This window comes from Simiduia sp. 21SJ11W-1, assembly GCF_024138675.1.
Classification (GTDB): Bacteria; Pseudomonadota; Gammaproteobacteria; order Pseudomonadales; family Cellvibrionaceae; genus Simiduia.
In genome coordinates this window covers 3,471,575-3,489,820 of the sequence record NZ_CP090959.1, presented here as the reverse complement: position 1 = coordinate 3,489,820, position 18,246 = coordinate 3,471,575, and the positions used below count along the sequence as shown (strand labels likewise).

Annotated in this window: 16 protein-coding genes and 1 tRNA gene; 11 read left to right on the top strand and 6 right to left on the bottom strand. The window is 57.9% G+C overall.

All coding sequences use genetic code 11. From position 1 onward, the window contains the following. Nucleotides 1–377: 377 nt before the first annotated feature. Together L1F30_RS15305 and L1F30_RS15300 are read left to right on the top strand one after the other, a co-directional pair. Nucleotides 378–941 (top strand): HNH endonuclease, encoded by a 564-nt coding sequence (locus L1F30_RS15305; RefSeq protein WP_253357478.1) that lies wholly within the window; start codon nt 378–380, stop codon nt 939–941. A gap of 58 nt (nt 942–999) precedes the next feature. Continuing rightward, nucleotides 1,000–2,232, top strand: coding sequence for a multifunctional CCA addition/repair protein (locus tag L1F30_RS15300; RefSeq protein WP_253357476.1), 1,233 nt, complete (start codon nt 1,000–1,002; stop codon nt 2,230–2,232). Here L1F30_RS15300 and L1F30_RS15295 read toward each other — a convergent pair. The 4 genes from L1F30_RS15295 to tsaD are packed head-to-tail and all read right to left on the bottom strand — an operon-like array spanning nt 2,195 to nt 5,072. Beyond that, a complete protein-coding gene (locus tag L1F30_RS15295) occupies nt 2,195–3,106 on the bottom strand; it encodes a hypothetical protein (protein WP_253357474.1) in 912 nt (303 codons plus the stop codon). The two genes, L1F30_RS15300 and L1F30_RS15295, sit on opposite strands and share 38 nt — an antisense overlap. Before the next feature lie 37 nt (nt 3,107–3,143). After that, nucleotides 3,144–3,668, bottom strand: coding sequence for a 2-amino-4-hydroxy-6-hydroxymethyldihydropteridine diphosphokinase (folK, locus tag L1F30_RS15290; RefSeq protein ID WP_253357472.1), 525 nt, complete (start codon nt 3,666–3,668; stop codon nt 3,144–3,146). Next, nucleotides 3,665–4,030, bottom strand: coding sequence for a dihydroneopterin aldolase (gene folB, locus L1F30_RS15285; RefSeq protein ID WP_253357470.1), 366 nt, complete (start codon nt 4,028–4,030; stop codon nt 3,665–3,667). The genes folK and folB overlap by 4 nt, the downstream gene beginning before the upstream one ends. Nucleotides 4,031–4,043: 13 nt before the next feature. After that, nucleotides 4,044–5,072, bottom strand: coding sequence for a tRNA (adenosine(37)-N6)-threonylcarbamoyltransferase complex transferase subunit TsaD (tsaD, locus tag L1F30_RS15280; protein ID WP_253357468.1), 1,029 nt, complete (start codon nt 5,070–5,072; stop codon nt 4,044–4,046). A gap of 192 nt (nt 5,073–5,264) precedes the next feature. On the opposite strand from tsaD, the gene rpsU reads away from it, so the two are divergent. From rpsU to L1F30_RS15255, 5 genes are all read left to right on the top strand, one after another. Continuing rightward, entirely contained in the window at nt 5,265–5,480 is a 216-nt protein-coding gene (gene rpsU / locus L1F30_RS15275; protein ID WP_253357466.1) for a 30S ribosomal protein S21, read from the top strand. A gap of 142 nt (nt 5,481–5,622) precedes the next feature. Further along, nucleotides 5,623–6,072: a GatB/YqeY domain-containing protein gene (locus L1F30_RS15270; protein WP_253357464.1), complete on the top strand. Its 450-nt coding sequence runs from the start codon at nt 5,623–5,625 to the stop codon at nt 6,070–6,072. A 66-nt stretch (nt 6,073–6,138) separates the two neighbouring features. Then, nucleotides 6,139–8,154, top strand: coding sequence for a DNA primase (gene dnaG, locus L1F30_RS15265; RefSeq protein ID WP_253357462.1), 2,016 nt, complete (start codon nt 6,139–6,141; stop codon nt 8,152–8,154). A gap of 108 nt (nt 8,155–8,262) precedes the next feature. Then, entirely contained in the window at nt 8,263–10,122 is a 1,860-nt protein-coding gene (gene rpoD / locus L1F30_RS15260) for an RNA polymerase sigma factor RpoD (protein WP_253357460.1), read from the top strand. Between the two features lie 353 nt (nt 10,123–10,475). Further along, nucleotides 10,476–10,552 (top strand) — tRNA-Ile (locus tag L1F30_RS15255). Between the two features lie 118 nt (nt 10,553–10,670). On the opposite strand, the gene L1F30_RS15250 is transcribed toward L1F30_RS15255, so the two are convergent. Together L1F30_RS15250 and alc are read right to left on the bottom strand one after the other, a co-directional pair. Further along, entirely contained in the window at nt 10,671–11,165 is a 495-nt protein-coding gene (locus L1F30_RS15250) for an ureidoglycolate lyase (RefSeq protein WP_253357458.1), read from the bottom strand. A 5-nt stretch (nt 11,166–11,170) separates the two neighbouring features. Beyond that, nucleotides 11,171–12,223, bottom strand: coding sequence for an allantoicase (gene alc, locus L1F30_RS15245; RefSeq protein WP_253357456.1), 1,053 nt, complete (start codon nt 12,221–12,223; stop codon nt 11,171–11,173). Nucleotides 12,224–12,428: 205 nt separating this feature from the next. Here alc and mrcB point away from each other — a divergent pair, with 205 nt between their 5' ends. The 4 genes from mrcB to L1F30_RS15225 all read left to right on the top strand — a co-directional run bounded on the left by mrcB (nt 12,429) and on the right by L1F30_RS15225 (nt 18,222). Next, nucleotides 12,429–14,759: a penicillin-binding protein 1B gene (gene mrcB, locus L1F30_RS15240; RefSeq protein WP_253357454.1), complete on the top strand. Its 2,331-nt coding sequence runs from the start codon at nt 12,429–12,431 to the stop codon at nt 14,757–14,759. After that, on the top strand, nt 14,750–15,229 hold the full coding sequence (locus L1F30_RS15235) for a tetratricopeptide repeat protein (protein WP_253357452.1): 480 nt from the start codon (nt 14,750–14,752) through the stop codon (nt 15,227–15,229). Before mrcB ends, L1F30_RS15235 begins: the two co-directional genes overlap by 10 nt. Before the next feature lie 139 nt (nt 15,230–15,368). Next, on the top strand, nt 15,369–17,876 hold the full coding sequence (locus tag L1F30_RS15230) for a DUF1631 family protein (RefSeq protein ID WP_371922637.1): 2,508 nt from the start codon (nt 15,369–15,371) through the stop codon (nt 17,874–17,876). Continuing rightward, nucleotides 17,866–18,222: a PilZ domain-containing protein gene (locus L1F30_RS15225; RefSeq protein ID WP_253357448.1), complete on the top strand. Its 357-nt coding sequence runs from the start codon at nt 17,866–17,868 to the stop codon at nt 18,220–18,222. The genes L1F30_RS15230 and L1F30_RS15225 overlap by 11 nt, the downstream gene beginning before the upstream one ends. Nucleotides 18,223–18,246: the final 24 nt, after the last annotated feature.

The following is an 18,246-nucleotide window of genomic DNA, read 5'->3' as shown; positions in this document are numbered from 1 at the left end:
TTAGACGGAACGATGCCGCATACTACCCGAACGGATTTAGGGTCATCCTGTAAACGCCGCAGCATTCGTGCTGCGGCGTTTTAGTTTGTGGTGTCATAAACATGACTTTTTAGTGCGCTAAAAAGGGTTGACCCGGTGATCAGATTTCATACACTGGATGCATTAACCCAAGGAGGACATGGCCTTCTACCAGCGCACTTGCCGCCCAAGTGACAAGCCCCTGCCGCCCGCCGCGCCGGCCCTTGGACTCCTCACCTTCACGTTTTCACCCACACCCGTCAAACCCCCCTATACCTGCAGGCGTTATCGCTTGCTTGCCGCTGTTTTCAACATACCTTTTTGGCTGTATCGCACCGTTCATTACAGGGAGAGCGCATATGTCTGAGGCACGCATTCTGCGGTTAAATCTGGCCGGCCAACCCATCGAGTGGATTCACTGGCAGGAGGCCGTGTGCCTGTATGCCCGCGATCTTGTGAAGTGGAGCCTGGGCGGCGTGGTGCGCCAGGTGCGTGGCGGGCGCTCGCGCTTTACGGGCCTTGTGAGCCGCGTGCAGTTGCCGTCGATCATCGCCTGCGGCGGTGCGCACATGGCGCCCATGCGCCTGGTGCCGCCGCTCACTAACCGCGCCTTGTTCCGGCGCGACGACTACCGCTGCCTCTACTGCGGCAAGCACTTTAATTTTTTAAACCTCTCGCGCGATCACGTACACCCAACCAGCCGCGGCGGGCGCGACCGCTGGGAAAATGTGGTGGCCGCCTGTAAGCGCTGCAATCAACACAAGGGTAATTTCCTGTTGAGTGAAATCGACATGCCGCTCATCGCCTTACCTTACCGCCCCAATAACGCCGAGTACCTGGCATTGGTAAACAGCGAGCGCATCCGGGGCGACCAAATGGAATACCTGCGCCCGCAGTTTTCCAGCAACAGCCGCTGGTTGTAAGTGGGCTGCCCGTGAATGGGGTATCCTTGCGTTTTGGACATTAACGCGGGAAGCAATTGTGAAAGTGTATTTGGTGGGCGGCGCTGTGCGCGATCGCCTGTTGGGCGTGCCTTACGATGAATGCGACTGGGTGGTGGTGGGCGCCACACCGGAGCAGATGCGCGCCCAGGGCTTTGAGCCTGTGGGCAAAGATTTCCCGGTGTTTTTACACCCCAAAACCAAAGAGGAATATGCGCTGGCACGCACCGAGCGCAAATCCGGCCACGGCTATGCAGGCTTTACCTTTCACACAGATCCCTCTGTTACGCTTGAGCAGGATTTAATCCGGCGCGACCTCACCATCAACGCCATGGCACAAACCGACGCCGGTGAAGTGATAGACCCCTACGGCGGCCAGCGCGACCTGGCGGCAAAAAAATTGCGCCATGTCTCGCCCGCCTTTGCCGAAGATCCCGTGCGCATTTTGCGCATCGCCCGCTTTGCCGCCCGCTACCATCGCCTGGGCTTTACCGTGGCTGAAGAAACCCTCGCGTTGATGCGCACCATGGTGAGCGAAGGTGAGGTAGATCACCTGGTGGCCGAGCGGGTATGGAAAGAATTGGAGCGCGCACTTGGTGAGCCCAACCCCGAAGTGTTTATTGAGGTGTTGCGCGCCTGTGGTGCGCTGGCGCGCATCATGCCCGAGCTAGACTGCCTATGGGGCGTGCCCCAGCGCCCGGAATATCACCCCGAGGTAGACACAGGCGTGCACACCCTTATGAGCCTGCAGCAAGCGGTTGCGTTGAGTGACGATGTACGCCTGCGCTTTGCCACCCTGGTGCACGATTTGGGCAAGGGCGTGACGCCCAAGAGCGAATGGCCGCGCCACCTGATGCACGAAACCCGCGGCGTGCCCTTGGTAAAGGCTGTGTGTGAGCGCATGGGGGTGCCCAAAGAGCACCGCGAGCTTGCGGTTTTGGTGTGTGAGCAGCATTTGAACTGCCATCGCGCCTTTGAGCTCAAGCCCGCAACCCTATTAAAAATGCTGCAAAAACTGGATGCCTTCCGGCGCCCCGAGCGGGTGAGGCTGTTTACCCTGGCGTGCATGGCAGATGCCCGTGGGCGCACGGGCTTTGAAGATAAACCCTACCCGCAGGCCGCGTACCTGCAGGCCGCGCAGGCCGCGTGCGCCCAAGTGCAATCGCAAACGCTTATTGCCCAGGGAATTGCGGGAAAGGCCTTGGGGGATGCGATCAACAAGCAGCGCGTGCATGCTATTGGCGAGCTAAAGGCGGCGGTTCAGGCAGGCTGATGCCCGGTGAGTGACAGGCTTGCACAGTATAAGAGAAACCAAATGGTTGGCTCCGGTCCCGAGCGATGGCCACATACTGGTAATCGTTGATTTCCACTGCCCGGGTGTCGGGTGCCAGTTGGCAGCGCGAGCGCTGGTTGGCCTCGATGTGAAAGATAAAATAGGCCACAAACTGTTTAACGTTAATGCTATAGCCGCCGGCGCGGGGTGCGATGACATCCTCGGGCAGGGACTGCGGATATAGGAGGGCGGCTTTGTCGCCATGTTCATCGTCGCTGGTATCGTTGATGGCATTCACACCTTGTACCGTCACCAATAAGCACAGGCAAAAGCGCACTACCAGCGTGATGATGGGGAAATGGTTGCTGCGCAAAATGCGCGCCTGATGGAACCCCAGTGCCCGCAGGGCCAGCAGCAGCAGTATGTAAAAGGGCAGCAACAGTTGCAGTACGACAAGGGCAATCAGGCTGATGCCAAAGGCAAATACCGGGACATTCAACAGGATGGCGGCATTGTGCGCATAGGGGAATGCCGTTGCGGGTAGCCCGGTTACCTCGTTGACCACACTGGCCGATAGGGCCAGGGCAAAATTGGCCACGATGGCGTAAAACAACAAGATAATGGCCTTGCCCAATAACGAGTGCCAGGCATCGGCAATGCGCGGCCAAAAATCCACCGCCAGCGCAGCCAGTGCAATCAGGGTGCTGAGAGTGAGCGACAGCGGCAGCGCCAGAAACGTACAGGCATACAGTTTTTGCGCGAGCGAAAGCTTGGCCCAGATCGCTGCCAGGCGTGCACTGCTATAGTGCCAGTGGTTGGCCAGAGAGTTTGGCCCCTGTTGGATTTTGCTGAACAGTTGGGGGAGTCGTAGCATCCTGCAATATCCCTGAATTTTGGATTATCCTAGTGTATCAGGGAACGGCAATGGCGCCGCACAGGTTGCGTCCACGCCAGATAAAACTCACCGGCCACAGCTGTTGTTTGGATTTGTCGTATTCGGCCCAGAGCTGGGCATAGGTGCGTTGGCTTCCGGGCAGGGTTTGCTCGGGCGCGAGTTCCGCCAGCGGTTGCAACACAAAGGCGTTATACAAAATTTCATCGCGCGGCAGTTCAATGCCCTGGTGGCTGCCCGTTAGCTCGCCGTAGGTGAGGATGTCTATATCGAGCGTGCGCGGGCTGAACTTGGGCCCGTCGCGCAGCCGGCCGTTGTCGTCTTCAATTTGTTTCAGCCGCTGTGACACCTCTGAAAGCGAAAGCGAGGTGCGCGCCGCTACCACTAGGTTGTAGAAATTGCGGCCGTCAAAACCCACGGGCAAGCTTTCATACACAGAAGAGATACGCAATTGGCCAAAGGTTTCGGCCAGGGCGTCCAGGCCGTTGCAGAGGTGTGTGTGCTTTTGGGTGTTGCTGCCCAGGCCCAGAAAGATGTCTGTCATGATGGGGTTGTGCCGCGCTCGATGTACACGGCCACGTTGCGCGCGCGCGGCAGGGCGCCGGGTTTAGAGAGCTTGAGGCTCAGCCAGTGCACGCCAAATTCCGCCTGAATAAGGCTGGCCACTTGCTCGGCCAGGGTTTCAATCAGCTGGTGATCGGTGGCCTCGGTGAAGGCAATGATGCGGTCGCTGATTTTTTTGTAGTCGAGGGTTTGGGTGATGTCGTCGGCCTTCGCTGCCGGGCGGATGTCGGTGGCCAGGCACACATCGAACACCAGCTCCTGGCGCAGGCTGCGCTCCCAGTCGTACACGCCAATCACCGTTTCGGTGCGCAGCCCTTCAATGTAAATGCGATCGCTGTTCATTAATGGCCGCTCATTAAATGCCGGTGAGCTGGTCCATGGGCCAGCGCGGGGTAACGTCTATGGCAAGCCCTGCCTGCTGACCGGCCAGCAGGCGCTGGGCGCCGGCGTAGGCAATCATGGCGCCGTTATCGGTGCAGAATTCTTTGCGCGCATAAAATACGCTGGCGCCAATTTTAGCAAGCTGCGCCTCCAGTTGTTCACGCAGGGATTTATTGGCCGACACGCCACCGGCAATCACCAGACGCTTGTAGCCCGTTTGCTTGAGTGCGCGACGGCATTTGATCACTAGCGTGCCCACCACTGCCTCTTGAAAGGCCAGGGCGATATCGGCGCAGGTTTGATCATCGGGCAGGCCGTTGTCGCGGGCCTGCTCGGTTACCGTATTAAGGGTGTAGGTTTTCAAGCCGCTGAAGCTGAAATCAAGGCCCGGGCGATCGGTCATCGGGCGCGGGAAGGTAAAGCGCCCGGGCGTGCCAGATTCCGCCAGGCGCGCGATGTGCGGGCCGCCCGGGTAGTCGAGGTCCATCATCTTGGCGGTCTTGTCGAAGGCTTCGCCCGCGGCGTCGTCCAGCGATTCGCCCAGCAGCGCGTATTGGCCAATGGCTTCAACCTTCACAAGCTGGGTGTGGCCGCCCGATACCAAGAGCGCCACAAAGGGAAAGGCTGGCGGGTTGTCTTCCAGCATGGGCGCCAGCAGGTGGCCCTCCATGTGGTGCACGCCAATGGCGGGTATACCCAGGGCGTAGGCCATGGCCCGGCCTATGCCTGCGCCCACCATCAATGCGCCAATCAGGCCCGGGCCTGCGGTATAGGCCACGGCGTCCAGCTCGGCTCGGCTGATGCCGGCTTCATCCAGCACCTGTTGGATCAACGGCAGGGTTTTGCGCACGTGATCGCGCGAGGCCAGCTCCGGCACCACGCCGCCGTACTCGCTGTGCACGGCAATCTGGCTATAAAGGGCATCGGCCAGCAGGCCGCGCTCTGTGTCGTAGAGGGCGATGCCGGTTTCGTCACAGGAGGTTTCAATACCTAAAACGCGCATAGGGCTAAATACTGATGTTGAACACTGGGCGGGCATGATAAAGTCGCCGCCCCCCAGATGCCAGCTTAGGGTCTAAAATAGCTGGTGGAATTGGCTTGATGTTGCAGATTTATCTGTATAGAATCTGCGCCCCTTGGAATCGGGTCTGCATTGGCAGGGCCCGATAGAGATTTTAAACAGTCAGGTAATGAAATGCCTTCAGTAAAAATTAAAGAAAACGAGCCCTTTGATGTGGCTCTGCGTCGCTTCAAGCGTTCATGTGAAAAAGCCGGTATCCTGGCTGAAGTACGTCGTCGCGAGTTCTACGAAAAGCCCACTACAGTACGTAAGCGCGAAGCTGCGGCCGCTGTAAAGCGTCACGCCAAGAAGCTGTCTCGCGAAAACCGCAAATTTCAGCGGATGTACTAAGTTACTGATTCCTTTCTGGAATTAGCATACTTTCAGATCTGACTGCACGGCCGGATATCCAAGCTCCGGCCGTTAGTCGTTTCAGTGTTGCAGCTGTTGTCGTTCATTTGAGCGCCCGTTCCGCGCCTCTGAGGAATCTGCCATGTCTACCGAGCTTAGAACCCGCATTAGCGACGCCATGAAAGATGCCATGCGCGCCCGGGAAAAAGAGCGCCTTGGTGCTATTCGCCTGATTCAGGCGGAATTCAAGCGCATTGAGGTAGACGAGCGCATAGAGGTAGACGACGAGCGGGCCCTGGCCGTGCTCGATAAAATGCTGAAACAGCGCCGCGACAGCCGAAGCCAGTACGAAGGTGCCGGGCGTGAAGATCTGGCCGCCGTTGAGCGCTTTGAAATGGGCGTGATCCAGGGCTTTCTGCCCGCCCAGCTCACCGATGCAGAGCTGGGGCTCATTGTTGATAAGGCCATCGCCGACAGTGGCGCCGAATCCATGCGCGATATGGGCAAAGCCATGGGCCTGATTAAGCCCCAGGTGGCAGGCCGCGCCGACATGGGTGATGTCAGCAAGCTGCTAAAGGCAAAGCTCGGTTAACCTTGTTGGCCTGCGGGCGCGAGCTGGTTACACTCCCAAGCCTTACTCACAGGTAACTAGGCGCCCATGGCTGGCTTGATTCCCCAAGATTTTGTTGATGACCTGCTCGATCGCATCGACATCGTCAGCCTGATCGACAGCCGCGTAAACCTCAAAAAAACCGGCAAGAATTACAGCGCCTGTTGCCCCTTCCACGACGAAAAAACCCCGTCTTTTACCGTTAGCCAAGACAAGCAGTTTTTCTATTGCTTTGGCTGTGGTGCCAGCGGCAACGCCGTGGGCTTTTTGATGGATTACGAGCGCCTGGATTTCCCCGATGCGGTGGAGTCGCTGGCGCATTTGGCGGGCCTTGAGGTGCCGCGCGAACAGCGCAGCCCCGCGCAACAAAAGCAGGCACAAACCCGCAAGAGCCTCTACACACTGCTGGAAAAATCCGCCGAGCACTTTGAGGTGCAGCTTAAAAGCCACGCCAATCGCCAGCGCGCGGTGAACTACCTCAAAGGCCGCGGTTTGTCGGGCGAGGTAGTGAAGCACTTTGGCATCGGCTATGCGCCGCCCGGGTGGGATAATCTGCTTACCGCGCTTGGTGAAACCGGGGAAGATAAAAAACTGCTCGCCGAGGCGGGCATGGTGATTGCCAGCGAGCGTGACAACAAACTTTACGACCGCTTTCGCGAGCGGGTGATGTTCCCCATTCGCGACATTCGCGGGCGGGTGATCGGCTTTGGCGGGCGGGTGCTCGATGATAGCAAGCCCAAGTATTTGAACTCGCCGGAAACTCCGGTGTTTCACAAGGGCAAAGAGCTCTACGGCCTGTATGAGGCGCGCCAGGCCTACAAGGAAATCCCGCGTTTGCTGGTGGTTGAAGGCTACATGGATGTGGTGGCGCTGGCCCAGTTTGGCCTGCGCTACGGCGTGGCCACCCTCGGCACCGCCAGCGGTGAAGATCACTTGCAGCTGGCGTTCAAATACACGAGCGAAGTGGTGTTTTGTTTCGATGGCGACAGCGCTGGCCGAAGGGCTGCGCGCCGCGCCCTGGAAGTGGCACTGCCGGTAATGCAAGACGGGCGCACGGTGCGTTTTTTGTTTTTGCCCGATGGCGAAGATCCAGACACCCTGGTGCGCCAGATCGGCCCGGAGAAATTTGAAACGCTCATCAATGAGCGGGCCATCTCGCTGGAAGATTACCTCTTTGATGCGGTATCTGACGGTTTGGATTTAAAGCGGCTGGAACACCGTGCGCGCCTGAGCAAATTGGCTGCGCCCTTGATTTACCAGCTGCCCAAAGGCGTTTACCGCGAGTTGATGTTTCAGCAGTTGGCCAAGCGCACGGGCCTTGATCGCGCCATGCTCATGGAGTTGGCCGAACGCCCGCCGGAACCCGCGCCCGAGCGCCCACCCGCCGCGCCCAGTGCGCCCGCCGAGGCCGCGCCCGTGGCGGGTTACGAATACGCTCCAGACGCACCGCCTGCCGATGGCCCGCCCGGCTACGACGATTATGTGCCCGCCGAATACGATGCCTACCCGGGTGGCGATGACAACAGCCCGCCGCCGGGCTACGACGACGGGTTCAGCGCCGCCGAAGGTGCGCGCCCTCGTCAGCCGCAGTTGTTTGCGCAGCGCTCGGCAAAAACCGTGGGTTTTACCCCCGCCCGGCTGGCGGCGGCGCTATTGCTCTACCACACTGAGCTGGTTGCCCAGGCGGCAGAGGAACTTGCTGCCCTGGCGGCGCTCAATGATCCCGACCTGCCGTTGTTGCAGGAGTTGGTGAATTTTCTGGCGGCGCGTCCGTCGGTGTCTATCGGCCAGGTATTGGGCCATTGGCGTGGCACCCACGGCCCCGAGGCCGAGGCGCGCCTGGGCCAGCTGGCGGGCATGCACCTGTTCACCAGCGTGGCGGCAGACGATCAAACCCCGCTGCTGAGAGCGCAGGAATTGAGCGATATTTTTAAAGCGCTGCGCGAGCGGCTGGCCCAACAAGAGAGCCTGCCGCTGATCGAAAAGGCCAAGCAGCAGGGCATTAAGGCACTCAGCGCCGAAGAACGTGAGCAATTGCGCGAAATACTGGCGAAAAAAGCCTGATTTACGGGCCGCCTGCGCGGTTGGAATCTGGCCGTTTGGCCCCATATAGCGTTATAATGCGCGGCTTTTGCGTCCCCCCACCTCATCTGGTAATACACAGGGTTCAGAATGGTTGATATTGGCAAGCAGCAGCAATCACGAATTAAAGAGTTGATTGCTCGCGGTAAGGAACAGGGTTACCTCACCTATTCCGAAGTGAATGACCACTTACCAGAGGATATTTCTGATCCGGATCAGGTTGAAGACATCATCCAGATGATCAACGACATGGGTATCAAGGTGTTCGAAACCGCACCCGATGCAGATACCCTGTTGATGACCGATGGCGACAACGCCGCCGATGAGATTGCCGCGGCTGAAGCTGCCGCAGCGCTTGCCGCCGTAGAAACCGAGGCGGGCCGCACTACCGACCCCGTGCGCATGTACATGCGTGAAATGGGCACCGTTGAGCTGTTAACCCGTGAAGGCGAAATTGCCATCGCCAAGCGCATTGAAGAGGGCATTCGCGAACTGATGCACTCGCTGGCCTACTGGCCGGGCGCGGTTAAGCAGTTGATTGACGAATACGACCTCATCGCCAAAGAAGAGCGCCGCATGGTGGATGTGATCGCCGGCTGGTTAGACCCTGCCGACGAAGTGCCCACCGCCGCCGAGCAGGCGCAGATGCGTGAAGATGCCGCCAATGCAGCCGCTGAAAACGAAGACGATGACGACGATGACGACGACTCATCATCCGATGACGACAGCAACGATGGCGGCGTAGACCCGGAAGAGGCGCGCGAGCGTTTTGAAGCCCTGCGTGCGGCGCTTATCAAATACGAAAAAGCGGTGGCCAAAAACGGCCGTAGCCACAAAACCACCGATAAGCTCATCAATGAAGTGGGCGACATTTTCAAATTCTTCAAGCTGCCTCCGCGCCAGTTTGATCCGCTCTACACCCGCGTGCGCGGCATGTTGGATCGCGTGCGTGCCGAAGAGCGCGCCATCATGAGCCTGTGCGTGCGCACCGCCGGCATGCCACGCAAAACCTTTATCAAAGAGTTCCCCGGCCAGGAAACCAACGATTCCTGGGTGGCCGATATCATCGCCAAAAAGCGCGACTATGCCGAAGCGCTCAAGGCTATAGAGCCTGAAATTGTGCGCAGCCAGCGCAAGCTCCAGCAAATCGAGCAGGAAGCCGATCTGGATTTGGCCTCTATCAAAGAAATTAACCGTCGCATGTCGATCGGCGAAGCCCGTGCCCGCCGCGCCAAGAAAGAAATGGTTGAGGCCAACCTGCGCTTGGTAATTTCTATTGCGAAAAAATACACCAACCGCGGTTTGCAGTTCCTCGATCTCATTCAGGAAGGCAACATCGGTTTGATGAAAGCGGTTGATAAATTTGAATACCGCCGCGGTTACAAGTTCTCCACCTATGCCACCTGGTGGATTCGCCAGGCCATTACCCGCTCCATTGCCGATCAGGCGCGCACCATTCGTATTCCGGTGCACATGATAGAGACCATCAACAAGCTCAATCGTGTGAGCCGCCAGATGCTACAGGAAATGGGACGCGAGCCCACGCCTGAAGAACTGGGCGAGCGCATGGACATGCCGGAAGATAAAGTGCGCAAGGTGCTGAAAATCGCCAAAGAGCCTATTTCAATGGAAACCCCCATCGGCGATGACGAAGATTCGCACCTGGGCGATTTCATTGAAGATAACACCATCACCTCACCCGTGGATTCCGCCACCGTTGAAGGCCTGATAGAGGCCACCCGCGATGTGTTATCCGGCCTTACTGCCCGCGAAGCAAAAGTACTGCGCATGCGCTTTGGTATTGATATGAATACCGACCACACCCTTGAAGAAGTGGGCAAGCAGTTCGATGTAACCCGTGAGCGTATTCGCCAGATTGAAGCCAAGGCCCTGCGAAAATTGCGCCACCCCTCGCGCTCCGATCATTTGCGCAGCTTCCTGGACGAGTAATATTTACTATTGCATGACCCAAGAGGCGCATTATAATGCGCCTCTGTTTTTCCAAGTCGCTCAAAGGATTAGGATCACAGGCGCCGTCACCACGGCGTTAAAAATCGGTGAGCAAAACGCAGAGTTTTTGTTGGCAGGCCAAGAGCCGCGCAGGTAATGGAAGGAGCATACATAAAGTATGTGACTGACTGCGCCGAGCGCGGGTACCGACAATGCAAAAATCTGCAAGCAAAAACGCCGGAATTTTGCGTTGTGCTTAGGAGCCGCGGAGATGAGGAAGGGAGCATACATAAAGTATGTGACCGCCCGAATCGAGCACGCGACGCAGGCACAATGTAAAAGGCCAAGTTTTTGGGCCTTTAGCTCAGTTGGTTAGAGCATCCGACTCATAATCGGCAGGTCCTGGGTTCGAGTCCCGGAAGGCCCACCATCTAGTAACAAAAAAGCCACCCATTGGGTGGCTTTTTTGTTTGGAGATAGCTGGGGTCAGATAAGCATCAAGACATCTAAACCCGCATTAACGCCCATATGTTCCAAATCAAAACCGGCTAACCCAGCGCAATCGAAACCCCGCCAGTTAACTCTGCCTCATCACAATTGTCTCCATCTCCGCCTCGATCAATCACCAAAAAATCACAGGGCTTGTGAAGCGCTAAACAAAAGTGGTGCCAAGTGCCGCGGTGATAGTTCACCCCTTGGTGGGGTTCGGCAATGAAGGCTTTGATCGCCTTTGGGTCCAAATCGCCTGCCGGTGCCACCACCACCAAATAGGGTTCGCCTGACAGGGGCATAAACGCTTGGCTTGCCAGCGGGTGGCGCTCCAGTTTGTTCAGTTGGAGTGGCAAGGGCAGGGGCTGGCTTCGAAAAATACTCACCAGTGGGCGGCCGTTTTGTTCGGCCACATCAATGTTGGCCAGATCGTGAAAGCGCTGGGTGTAGCCATCGTTAATGGTGAACTGTGTGGCGCCGGGGCCGGCTTCAATCACATCGCCAAAGGGGGCGAAGGCTTTTGTGGTTAGCTGTTGTGGATTAAGGGTAAGCATGGTGCCTAGGCCTTTGCCGGTTGGCCAATCACGCGCATGCGCGAGATGCCGCCGTCGGGGTAAATGGACAGGCGCACATGGGTGAATGCTGTGTCTGTGTGTTGCAGTTCTTCTATAAACAGGTGTTCGCGGTGTGGGTAGAGTTTGGTTTTGGGCAGCAGGGTTTGCCAGCCCTGTTGGCCTTCGCCTGTGAAGTCGTCGCTTTGGGTGTTAATGCCTTCCAGGGTGCAGGTGTCTGGGTAGTTGCCTTTGAAGTGGCAGGTGTCGATGATCAGCTTTTGCACCCGGCCTGGGCAGGCGAGTTTCACAATCGACCAATCGGGCCCGTGGTCGCGTCGGCGCTTTGTTTCCCAGCCATCGCCCATGTTTTTACCACGCCCTGGCATTATCAGGTTATTTTTATCGCTGAAAAACATGTCACTCACCAGCAGCGCCTTGGCGCCGTTTTGAATGGCTGCCAAATCTATGGGCTCGCCCGGTAGAAACTGCGACCAGTCAAGGCTCACATCACCATACACCCGCAGGCGCGCTACACCGCCGTCTGGGAAAATGTTCAGGCGCACATGGGTCCAGGTGTCTGGGCTTTCAATGGCAAAAAGATTTTGGGCGTGCGGGGCCACCTCGTGCTTATCCAGCAGTGTGTGCCATTGGGTAGTTGCCGTGGGCTCGGTGACGCTGTAACAGGCCTCAATGGATACCGCTTGCGGGGCGTTGCCGCGAAAGTAGTTGGTGTCTACATCTATGCCTTTTATTACGCCGGCACAACCGAGTTTGATCACGCACCAATCGAACTCGCGGCCGTTGTCGCGCCCGTAGCTGCGCCGGCTTTCCCAGCCGTCCATCCACTTGCCGCGCTCGGTGTACTTATCTTCAATAAAAATACCGCGCCCGGGCTTTAGCAGGTTTTCCATTTCGGCAAAAAAGTCGTCGCTTGTGCTTAAGGTTTCGCCGCCCAGGCGTTCTTGAGCGAGATCTACGTATTGGGTTTTAAGGCGCCGCTCCAATTCCGCGGCCGTGCCGGTTAATGTGTTTTGAGCATGTACATTGTCGATATTCATGGGTGCGGGCTTATTCGGGTTGTGTGCATTGGGTACAAGCGTAGCTTGTGTGACCAGAATTACTCTAGGGAAGGGGCAGGCCCCGGGCAACTGAACGGCACACTTAAATTGCACTTAATTTTAGGTGTGTTTAAAAGCCCCCGTTCGCGCAGGCCGGATGATGTGGCAGTTGTAGTTTACGGGCAGCTGGCTACACTAGCGCGCCATGGCCAAACGTACTGCAACTTCCAAAAAACGAACCCGTAAACCCGCGCACAAGGGCCGCCTTAGCTGGCGAGCCTGGTTTGTGCGCCTGGTGCTGCTTGCAAGCCTTTTGGGCTTGGTGGGGTTGGTGGTAATAGACTACCAGGTGCGCGCCAAGTTCGATGGTAAAAAGTGGGCGCTGCCGGCCAGGGTGTACGCAGAGCCGATGGCGCTCTACCAGGGCAGTGCCGTCACTCAAGAGCGCTTGGAGGCGCAGCTAAAACGCTTGGGCTACCAGCCGGTAATGCAGTTGTCTGGCCCTGGCCAGTTCAGCCGCGAGCGTGTGGGGGCTGCCCTGCGATACGCCATTGCCACCCGCGGTTTTCAGTTTTGGGATGGCGCAAGCCCGGCCACACAATGGCAAATGGAGCTGCGTGATGGCGTGGTTAAACGGCTCGTGCCCGGTACGGGCGATGCAGATTTCCTGCGCCTGGAGCCAGAGCAAATTGGCGGCATCTACCCCGCGCACCTGGAAGACAGGCAGTTAGTGCGCCTGGCAGATATTCCGCCTTTGCTTGGCGAAACCCTATTGGCGGTGGAAGACCGGCATTTTCTAGAGCACCATGGCGTGTCTTTGCGGGGCATTGCACGGGCCTTTATGGCCAATGTGCGCGCCGGTGGCGTGACCCAGGGCGGCAGCACGCTCACCCAGCAGCTGGTAAAAAACTTCTACCTCACAGCCGAGCGCAGCCTTACCCGCAAGGGGTTAGAGGCGGTGATGGCGGTGTTGCTTGAGGTGCATTACTCCAAGGCCGAAATTCTGGAAACCTACCTCAATGAAGTGTATTTGGGCCAGCAGGGGGCGAAATCCATTCACGGTTTTGCGCTGGCCTCACAGCACTATTTCAGGCGCCCGCTCAATGAACTTTCGCCCGATCAGGTGGCGCTGCTGGTGGGCTTGGTTAAAGGTGCCTCTTACTACAACCCCTGGCGCTCGCCTGCGCGCGCCAAGGGCCGGCGTGATTTGGTGCTGGGGGTTATGCGCGATGCCAAGCTTATAACCGAGCCCCAATACCACCAATACCGTCAGCGGCCGCTGCGCATTGCCGCGCAAAACAGCGAACCGGTTACCCGCTACGCCAACTTTATTGATTTGGTTAAGCGCCAGCTCACCCGCGATTACCAAGCCGCAGACCTGCAATCTGAAGGCCTCAATATTTTCACCACCCTCGATCTGCAAATGCAGGCACACGTTGAGCAAACCCTGAGCGGCCAGCTGGCCAGTACCGAAGCCGGGTATAAGCTCGATAAGGGCAGCCTGCAGGGCGCAGCACTTGTGGTGCGCGTGGGCAGCGGTGAGGTGCTGGCACTGGCGGGCGATCGCAACCCCTCGGTGGCAGGCTTTAACCGCGCGCTGGATGCCCGCCGGCAAATAGGTTCGCTGGTAAAACCGGCGGTGTATCTAACGGCGCTTATGCAGCCTGCGCACTACCAGCTTGCCACCCTGATAAGCGATGAGCCCGTGCGCGTAGCTGGCCCAGATGGCGAGTGGGCACCGCAAAATTACGGCCGCGAAAGCCACGGCCAGGTGCCCTTGTTTGAGGCGCTGGCAAAATCTTACAACCAGGCGGCTGCGCGTTTGGGTATGCAGCTGGGCCTGCGCAATGTGGCCAATACCCTTAATCAATTGGGCGCCGAGAGCGAGGTACCTATGGTGCCCGCCATGTTGCTGGGTGCGGTGGGCATGGCACCTATAGAAGTTGCCGAGCGCTACCACACCCTTGCCGCCGATGGCTTCTACTCACCCCTGCGCGCCATTGCCGCAGTGACTACCAAAGAGGGGCAGCCACTCAACCGCTACCCCTTGGCGGTTGAGGCGCGCCTGCCTGCGGCGGCCGTGTATCAATTGCAATATGGCCTGCGCGCGGTGATGCGCGAAGGCACAGGTAAAGGGGCCTACCGCTATCTGCCCGAATCTCTGGATGTGGCTGGCAAAACCGGCACCACCAACGATCAGCGCGACAGCTGGTTTGCAGGCTTCAGTGGCGAGCACCTGGCGGTGACCTGGGTGGGGCGCGACGATAACGGCACCACACCCCTCACCGGCGCCACCGGTGCGCTGCCTATCTGGTCACGTATAATGGCTGGCTTAAATACCCGCGGCCTGGATGCACCGGCGCCGCCGGGCGTGAAACTACACTGGGTAGATAGCCGCACGGGGCAGGCCTCGGGCGAAAACTGCGAAGGCGCACGCCTGTTGCCGTTTACCGAGGGCCAGGCGCCCACGGGCCAGGCACCTTGCCGCTACCTTGAGCACCCCTTAAAACATTGGTGGAAATCCCTATGGCAGTAGTGCGTTGGCTTGGCCTCTCTGGAATGTTGTTACTGGTGGGGTGTGCCTCAACCACCACCACGGTGCCGCCGGTGGAAGATGCGCGCACCGACACCGCGCCTGGGTATGAGCCGCAATTGCCCGCAGATGTGGGCACAGCCGAGCCCGGCACAGTACAGGGTGCAGGCACGAGCGAGGCCCGGCCGAATCCCTCGGCCGAGGTGCCGCGCGAGCAGCACGAAGCAATCGCCCGGCTTGAGCGCCGGGCCCGCCAGCAGTTGGCCGAAGGCCAGTATGGGGCTGCCATCGATACCGCCGAGCGAGGCTTGCGGCTGAATCGTTACTCGGCAAACCTCTATTACCTCATTGCCCAGGCCTACGCCCAGCAGGGTGTAAGCGCCCAGGCCCGCAATTTTGCCCGCCTGGGGTTGCGCTATGTGGGCGACAACCCGCTGTTGCGCGCGGAACTCGAGCAATTGGCCCGGGAGTAGGCCATTTGGCTACGTATCCCGCATGGGCGGCCAGTGTTAGTATGCACAACCGTACAAGCCCCTCGCCACGCGGGCCTGTGCTGGCCTTCCTTGGCCAAAGCAATTTCTTGACTACAATAAAGATCAGGGTTTTAAGCGCATGGATGTCACCCAAAAAAACGCACCTAAGACGAGCAAATCGGGCCCACAAACATTGAAAAATTCAGCTGATGCCAGCGTAATTGAGCGACTGAAGTCGTGCCAGAAAATCACCGTTGAGGCCAGTCGCAACCAGTTCGCTGTGTTTGCCAAGTACCTGGCCGAGGCCATGAGCCAGCAGGTGAGCGAGGCCAAAACCGATCAGGAGCGTTCAAAAGCCAACGAGGCTCTGCGCGAATTTACCGAAAACCAAGAGCTGCTGGAGCGCTATTTTTGCGGCTACCTGGGCGAGGGGTTTATCAAATTCAAAAACAAAACCCTGAGCACCGAAACCGGTGAAGAAAAGTACTCCGGCGACATGCTCTCGCTGGTAGATAACGCCGACCTTGAAGAAACCATTGCCATTGCCTCTATCACCCGCCGGCATGAAGCGCAGGTGGCCGAAGCGTTATGGGCATTGAACCAGCGCTTTGCCATGCTAAACGGCGGTGAAAAAGTAGAAGACAAGGCCAACCCTGTTTCGCCCGTGCAGTTTTGTGAGTCCATGCGCAAGGCGCTGCGCAAAGTAGAGCTGGATACCAAATCAAAAATCATTGCCTACAAGCAATTCGACCAGCACTTTATGCCCGCCATTGGCGATTTGATGGGCGAGCTTAACGCCTACTTCGTAGATGCAGGCATTCTGCCCAATTTAAATTACGTGCCCGGCGCCCAAGGCGCGGGTGCAGGCGCCGGCGCTCAAGAGGCGCCGGTAGATTTCGTTGAAGGCTTCGACGGCATTGAAGATGAAATCATCGCCCAAGGCGGTGCGCTAGAGCCCATGCCGGGCCAGCAAGCTATGCCCGGTCAGCCAGGGGCTGGCATGGGGCGCATTCCGGGCTTCACCTCACCGGTTTCACACGGCCCGGCGCAAGCCCCCAACCCCAATCTGCCCACCCAGCAATATCAGGCAGACTTAGTGGGCGCGATTCGCGGCCTGCAGTCGCAAATGGGCGCAGGCCAGGTTCACGCAGGCGCGCCCACTGGTGCCGCGCCAATGTCGGGCGCGCCCATGGCCGGCGCACAACCCATGCCGCAGGGCCAGGCGCCTGGCCAGGTGCCCCAGTCGGTCTCTGATGCCGCCGCCCAAGGTGCCGCCGTGCGTCAGGCCGTGGTCTATTCAAACCAACAGCTGGTGAGCGCGCTGCAAAATCTGCAAACCCAGGCCACTGCGGTAACGCGCCAGTTTATGCAAACCGACGATGGCGCCATAGAGCCGTTGCAGCCGGCCATGATTGCGCAGGTGGAGCGCGACCTAACCCAAAGGCTGCGCGAGCAAAGCGAAGATGGCGCGGTAGATGGCGAAGACCTGCACACCATTGATCTGGTGGGTATGTTGTTTGAGTACATGCTCTCAGACGATAACCTGCCCGATTCCGTAAAAGCCTTGTTGAGCTATTTGCACACGCCGTTTTTGAAACTTGCATTCATCGACAAAGATTTCTTTGAAGAAACCGAACACCCCGCGCGTTTGTTGTTAAACAATTTGGCCGAGGCCGGTGCCCAGTGGGTATCGAACGACGGCACTTCCCAGTACGAGATTTACCCGAAAATCAAATCTATCGTATCGCGGGTGCTGGAAGAATTTAAAAACGATGTGCGCCTGTTTGCCGAGCTCCTGCTTGAGTTCTCCTCTTACACCAAAAAAATTGCGCGCCGTCAGGAGTTGATGGAACGCCGCGCCATGGAAAAGGTGCAGGGTGAAGAAAAACTGCGTGAGGTGAAAATTCGGGTGAACCAGGAGGTGCGCACCCGCACCGACAACCTGGAATTGCCTTCTGCTGTGCTGTTGCTACTGCTGCAGCCATGGTCTGATTATTTGGCCTTTGTGCTGCTGCGCTATGGCGACGATTCCGAAAGCTGGACGCGTGCGCTCTCGGCGGTTGACGATATTCTCTGGAGTATTGAACCGAAAGAGGGCAGCGCTGATCGCGCCCGCCAAATGGATTTGCACGATAGCCTGATGGATGTCATCGAAACCGGCTTTGAAACCATTGGCTATGACCAGGCCAAAGGCAAAAAACTCATTGAAGCCTTGGTGTCACTGCAAAAACTTGCCCTGCAAAGTAAAAAGGCAGACCCGGCGCCTGCGCCTATGCGCGACAAGCTTGAAACCATGGCAGCAGAAAAGGCAGGCCACACAGATTTCGGCAAAGACAAACCCACGCCTGAAGAAGAGCGCATGGTAGACAACCTGAAGATGATCGAATTCGGCACCTGGTTTGAATTTGAATCGGGCAAACGCTTGAAGGTTGCCTGGTACAACTCGAAAACCTTGCACTATATGCTGGTAGATCAAATGGGTAAAAAAGTCGCCATGAAATCCGGCCTGGAGCTTGCGCGTGAAATGCTTGGCGGCACCGCCAAAGTGATTGCCGGCTCCACCAAGCCTTTCTTTGAGCGAGCACTGGAAAATATTTTCCACAGCTTGAACTCCAAGGCCGCAGAGGGCAAAGCCGATGACGAGTAACCAGCGCAAGCTCAAGCGGCACGACATTGCCGAGCCGCTTGATATTTGGGATGCCCAAACCGACGAGCATCTTGGCCGCTTGGTGAATATTCATGCCGAAGGTTTGATGATGATTGGCAAGGTAGAGCTGGCCGAAGATAAGCTCTACCAGCTGCGCCTGACGCTGCCGCAAAATTTGGCGAGCACCGGAGAGCTGGCGCTCGGGGTTGATTGCCTGTGGGTGCGCTCGGCGGAAGCTGGCGAAGATGGCGCTGCCGGTTTTTGGGCGGGCTGCCAGATTATTGATGCCTCACCCAAGGCACTGGATATTATTGCGCTGTTAGTTGCACGCCTTGCCGCCAAGTAGCGCTCAGCGCCTTGGCAGTTACAC